At 29.0% G+C, this 6,046-nt stretch carries 5 protein-coding genes; 2 read left to right on the forward strand and 3 right to left on the reverse strand.

Annotation, left to right across the window (positions count from 1 at the left end; genetic code table 11):
• Window positions 1-596 precede the first annotated feature (596 nt).
• Window positions 597-1,259, reverse strand: coding sequence for a hypothetical protein (locus WBG30_RS07890; RefSeq protein WP_424504098.1), 663 nt, complete (start codon window positions 1,257-1,259; stop codon window positions 597-599).
• Window positions 1,260-1,470: 211 nt separating this feature from the next.
• Between WBG30_RS07890 and WBG30_RS07895 the strand changes: the two genes are divergently transcribed.
• On the forward strand, window positions 1,471-2,808 hold the full coding sequence (locus WBG30_RS07895) for a serine hydrolase domain-containing protein (RefSeq protein WP_424504099.1): 1,338 nt from the start codon (window positions 1,471-1,473) through the stop codon (window positions 2,806-2,808).
• A gap of 213 nt (window positions 2,809-3,021) precedes the next feature.
• Here WBG30_RS07895 and WBG30_RS07900 read toward each other — a convergent pair whose 3' ends face one another.
• On the reverse strand, window positions 3,022-3,813 hold the full coding sequence (locus tag WBG30_RS07900) for a carbon-nitrogen hydrolase family protein (protein ID WP_424504100.1): 792 nt from the start codon (window positions 3,811-3,813) through the stop codon (window positions 3,022-3,024).
• A 42-nt stretch (window positions 3,814-3,855) separates the two neighbouring features.
• Entirely contained in the window at window positions 3,856-4,470 is a 615-nt protein-coding gene (locus WBG30_RS07905; protein ID WP_424504101.1) for a metal-sensing transcriptional repressor, read from the reverse strand.
• A gap of 338 nt (window positions 4,471-4,808) precedes the next feature.
• Here WBG30_RS07905 and WBG30_RS07910 point away from each other — a divergent pair.
• Window positions 4,809-6,046: FAD-dependent oxidoreductase (locus tag WBG30_RS07910; protein ID WP_424504102.1), on the forward strand; the 1,238-nt coding region annotated here is incomplete at its 3' end.

Consider the following 6,046-nt stretch of genomic DNA (forward strand, 5'->3'; position numbering starts at 1 on the left):
AAGGCTATTTTCCCTACTGATGAATCATTAGAAAAAATACTTTATTTAACAACGCAAAATATATCTAAAAAATGGACTCAAAAATACGATCTTGGGAAAAAATATTAAGAATGTTAGTGATAATTTACCCAGAACAAGTAGAAAAATATATGTAAAAAAAGAGCCGTTTTAACAGCTCTCCTCTAGTAGTTAGGAATTGAATGTACACGTAATTCGGGATAGCCCCCTAAAGGAAGCTATTTTTTTAATCCATCTCCTACTTTCAAAACCATATACTCCTAAAAATTAAGGCTGTATAATCTTAATGGGAGAACTTAAAATTATACACCCCCCAAAATAGTATTAATATAGTAAAGAGACTTAGTTGCAAGATGTAAAATAGAAATTTTCTATTCTATTTAAAATAACAATTTTGTAACTTTCATAACTAATCCCAATAAAATCAGCCTTAAAAGAACACTCCTAATCGAGTGTCCTTTTTTCACTACTTTTGCGGTTTTCTTTAGATTTTGTCCGCACTTTTTTTTGATTTATCATATTTTTAATTTTCTTTAATATCTTCTGAAAGTATAGATTTAAAATTATTACAACAAATCTTAAAGTGAATTAATAGCTTTTTCTTCAATATAGTTTTCTAATTTTTTTATGTCTATAACCTTTATTCTATCAACTTCTTTAAAAATAATATTTTCTGCTACTAATATTTTTAGGATCCTGTGAAAAGTTCTAAGATTAATGTTTAAAGTTTCTGAAAGTTCTTTTAGACTTTGAAATTGTATTTCGTAATTTTTTCTTTCTAAATATTTAAGAAAATAGATTTCATCGTGACACTTAATCTTAAGACCAACATTTTTCAAAACAGGTCTTATTGTCAGAGCAAAATCAGTAATGATTTTTTTATAAAAAGATTTAGGGGTTTCTTTACTATTTAATATCTCCCAAAGGGGAATTTCTAAAACAAGACTTCCTCTCAGTATTCTAACATCATGTTCAGGCAATATATTAAGAATAGCATCAGGTAGACCTAACCATTCACCTTCATTTAGTTCCCACAATATTTCTTTATCTCCTGGAAGATAAGAAGTAGTTATTAAATTTCCTTTTATTATATACCAAGCATATCCTTGCTTAAATCCAAATGAATGTAAGTTATCCTTTAAATCCCATTTCATAATTTTTATTTTATTTTTAAATGAAGTTTCTAATAGTTCTTCTATCCCTAAACTTTGCATAGTTTTATTTAGATTTATTTTCTCCAAAATTAGTCACCGTCCAAATTTAAATGATTTTTATTAATTTTTTACACAACACTATCTACTTAATTTTACTTTATATTATGAGACATATCAATAGTTTTATGAATTCATATATTCATATTTTTAAAAAAATATATTTTGAGTGACTGGAGTCATTTGTGGTTTCAAAAGATAGTGTTAATATTATTTATAAAATTATTAACAGGAGGAAGTTATGAAAAGAAAAAAAATGAAAGCAACACTATGTTTATTAGGATCTTTAATGTTTGTTGGTGGAGAATTAGAAGCAAGTGAAAAAGGAGAAGTTATGAAAAAAAATAAAAAGTTAGTTGTAAATACACCATTGGAAGAGGTAAGAGAGATTCACTCATATTATAGTAACCCTGAGAATGTGGTTATGTTGCAGATGGCAAATGAAAAGACTATGTCAGTTTGGCAGAATATGTCAAGCTATTTCCCAACAAGTCAAATTTTACGTGATGGAGCTATAAGCAACCTTCCATTAAATTTAGATTCTTCAATAGGGGAATTAAATTTCAAAACTACAAAAGATGCAAAATCAAGAACGGTTAATGATTTCTTTGAAAAAAGTAACATGGATTCAATAATTGTTATTCAAAATGGAGAAGTTAAATTTGAGCAGTATAAAACAATGCGAGAAAGAGATAAACATAACTGGTTCTCTGTAGGAAAGACAATTCCAGGAACACTTATTGCTCTTCTTGCTGAAGAAGGAAAATTAGATATGAAAAACCCTGTAAGTACTTATATTCCAGAATTAAAAGGTTCAGAGTGGTATAGTGTAACTGTAGAACAAACAATGGATATGACAACTGGACTGAACTCAACAGAGCATGATGAGAAGGAAGAACCAAGGTTAAATCCAGAATCAGGTTGGTATAGATGGGCCGTAAGTATCGGATTATTTAGTGGAGAGAATAAAGAGGAAGTTTATGATGTATTAAGTGATATGAAACGTGATAAGTCTGCTTACACTAGTTTTGAATATAATTCTATTAATACGTTTGTTCTAGAAACAATAGTTGAAAATGTTAGTGGTAAATCGTTAGCTGAAACTTTCAGTGATAAGGTTTGGTCTAAGGTCGGAATGCAAAATGATGCCTATGTAGCTATAACACCAGATGCTCATACTATGTCATTTGGACTTGCAAGTTCTACTCTAAGAGATCTAGGACGTTTTGGAATGATATATACTCCAAGTTGGGATAAGATAACTGATGAAAAAATAATTTCAGATAAAATCATAAAAGAAATTCAAACTGGTGGAAACAAAGAAATATACAATAAAGGTGCTGTTGGTAAAATAATGGTAGATGCTTTCCATGAGGATTCTGAGATGGCTAATAGATATCAATGGGATGCAGTCTTTACTGATGGAGATTTCTTCAAAGGAGGAGTAGGTGGACAAGGACTTTATATATCACCATCTGATGATATTGTAATTGCTTGGTTTGCAACAGGAACAGAACACCATGAAGAAACAATGGCACGTGCTATTGCTAAAGGTATAAAAAAACATCAAAATAATTAGATTTTAAAAATCAACAAAAACATAAAATTCCTCTGGGTTTCTTCCTAGAGGAATTTTGTTATCTTCCTCACTCCTTCTGTATAGATATCAGTTTCTTCCCTTCCACTTTCACCCCTTGCTTTTAGATAGTTCATTTAAAAATTGTCGTTCACCCCGCTAAGATTACTTTCCCTTTGATAGTCTCATCATATTAATATAAAACACCTAAAATAATTATTTATTTATTTTAGGTGTTTTATAAATACTATATTCTTTAATTAAATCTTCTGTCATAGGTCCAGATTTTTGATTGGATTCTGATAAATCTAAATTTAAAGTTACTATATCTTCTTTATCGTTACTTTGTTTTAATATTTCACCTTTAGGAGATACTACCTGACTTTCACCTCTAAAGTGAGCATCAAAGTCATTTCCTTTTTCGTTTCCAACTCTATTACATGTAACTATAAAAACATTGTTTTCTAAGGCTCTTATTCTTGAAAAATCTAAACTATCTTTCCCACCAAAATTAGATGGATGACATACAAGTTCTACTCCTTTAACTGCCATAATTCTACTGTGTTCTGGAAACCAAATATCATAACAAATAGAAAATCCAATTTTATGATTTAAAATATCAAAAACTTTAATTTCATTTCCAGATGCAAATATTTTCTTTTCCAATTTTGTTAAATGAATTTTCCGATATTTACCAATATATCCGTTTGGCCCAACAACTACAATAGTATTATATATATATTCACCTTCAACCTCTGCTATACCACCTATTATAAAAGTGTTATTTTCTTTTGCTAAATTTTCTAAAGCTTTAGTTGTTTTCCCTTGAGGAATTTGTTCTGTATAAGGCTGAATATCATTTTTAGATGGATACATATATCCAGTGTTAAATAATTCCGGTAGAATTAACATTTCTGTATCTAGCTTTTTTAAAGAATTTTTAACTTTTTTAATATTAGCTTCTATATCTTTAAAAATAATATCCATTTGATAATAACTTATCTTCATCTCGACCTCCTTCTTATTTGGGCTTATAGTTATTTTTTAATTTTATCCCATTAATTTTTTTAGATATTTGAAAAAATCTTTCTTGTGTTCTTGAGATGTAATACAAACTTTTGAAAACATTTCCATAATCTCTTGATTAGTGCTATTTAAAGCTGATTTTACAGCTAGAGATTGATTTAATATATCTCCACAATATTCACCATTTAAGAGCATTTTTTTCATACCTTTTACTTGGCCTTCGATCTTATTTAGTCTAATAATAATATTTTTTCTAGCTTCGATTATTTCCTCATCATTTAACTTTGAAACAGTACAAAATAAATCGAGATCTTGCTGCCAAGATTTTAATCCACCCTTCATATCATAGATGTTTTTAAATCCCAAATCAGTCATTTCAATGCACGCTTCTTTGCTTATATTTCCAACAGCACAATAAATAAGATATATTTTTTCTTTATCTAGTTTTTTTATTTCTCTTTTGAAAATACGTGGTTTTTCAAAGTCTATCAAGACAGCATTTTCTAATCTACCTTCATATAAAAATTCCTTTTCAGTTCTTACATCGATGATAATAAGATCTTCTTCTTTTTTTATCAATTCTTTTGTCTCTTGGGGTGTAATAGATCTAAATGTTTTTGTTATAATTTTATTTTCCATAGATAAATACCTCACAAATTAAATTTTAATAACGAAGGTATTATAACTCTAAGATTACTTTCTGTCAATTTAATCAAAATAAAAAATATTGTTAAAAAATTAACATAAAATAAACAAACATATCAATAAATAAATTTAAGATTAAAAATTAATAAAAATAAAGTGAAAATTAAATAAATAAAATGCATATAGCGTGTTTTTTAGTTACACAAGTGAACAATAGTATTACAATTACAAACTAATTATATTTTTAATGTTGCATACAGGTATAGGGTATGGTAAAATAGCTACAGCGTAAAAACGTGAAAAAAAATACATATAAAAAGTGGAGGAGTGAAATGAGTCGAAGAATACTAGTAGTAGGTGGAGTAGCAGGTGGTGCATCGTCAGCAGCAAGATCTAGAAGATTAGATGAAAATGCAGAAATAATAATGTTTGAAAGAGGTCCAGTAGTATCATTTTCAAACTGTTGTTTACCGTATCATATATCTGGTTTAGTTGAGCAGGAAGAAACGTTAATATTGATGACACCAGAAAAATTTAAAGGTCAATACAAGATAGATGCAAGAGTAAATAGCAATGTTATATCTGTAAATACAGAAGCTAAAACAATTAAAGTAGAAAATACTTTAACTAAAGAAATAACCACTGAAAAGTATGACTCACTAGTAGTATCACCTGGAGCAGATGCCATTGTACCTCCATTCAAAGGATTGGATAAAATAGATAATTTTGTATTAAAGACAGTACCTGATGTTTCTAAGATAATGAAATTTGTAAAAGCTAAAAATCCTAAACATATCACTGTAGTAGGTGGAGGGTTCATAGGACTAGAAGCAGCTGAAAATCTAAGAGAAACAGGAATTGAAGTTACTTTAGTAGAGGGAACGGATCAAATAATTCCATTTGTAGATAAAGAAATATCTTATTTTGGACAAGCTGAAATGGTAAAACATGGAATCGAAGTAGTTTTAGAAGATCTTGTAGAAGGTTTTGACACAAGAAAAGTATTATTAAAATCTGGAAGAGAGATTGAAACTGATGGAGTAATCTTAGCTATAGGAGTAAGACCATCAACTAGATTCTTAAAAGGTTCAGGAATTGAATTAACAGATAGAGGATATATAGTAACTAATGATAACTATGAAACAACAGCAAAAGATGTGTATGCAGCAGGAGACGCAATATTAGTTAGACACCAATTAACTGGAAAATTAGTTCCATTAGCAATGGCAGGTCCTGCTAATAAGCAAGGGAGATTAATTGCTGACAGAATAAATGGTAGAGAGATAAAAAATAATGGCTATATAGGATCAGGAGTAGTTAAGTTATTTGATATGAATATAGCTTCTACAGGGTTATCTGAAAAGATGTTAAAAAATTCAGTAATTGATTATGAAGTAGTATATGCAGCACCTCCAGGAATAGTAGGAATAATGCCAGGGGCACATTTAGTATTTTCTAAACTGTTATTTGAAAAGAAAACAGGTAAAGTATTAGGAGCTCAATTTGCAGCAACAGGAGCACCAGATAAGAGAGCAGATGTAATAGCTACTGCAATAAAAGCTGGTATGAC

The organism is Psychrilyobacter sp. (assembly GCF_049671765.1).
Classification (GTDB): Bacteria; Fusobacteriota; Fusobacteriia; order Fusobacteriales; family Fusobacteriaceae; genus Psychrilyobacter.

Coding starts and splice junctions, on each gene's coding strand:
- WBG30_RS07895 (WP_424504099.1), top strand. CDS start 1,471: ATGAAAAGAAAAAAAATGAAAGCAACACTATGTTTATTAGGATCTTTA.
- WBG30_RS07900 (WP_424504100.1), bottom strand. CDS start 3,813: ATGAAGATAAGTTATTATCAAATGGATATTATTTTTAAAGATATAGAA.
- WBG30_RS07905 (WP_424504101.1), bottom strand. CDS start 4,470: ATGGAAAATAAAATTATAACAAAAACATTTAGATCTATTACACCCCAA.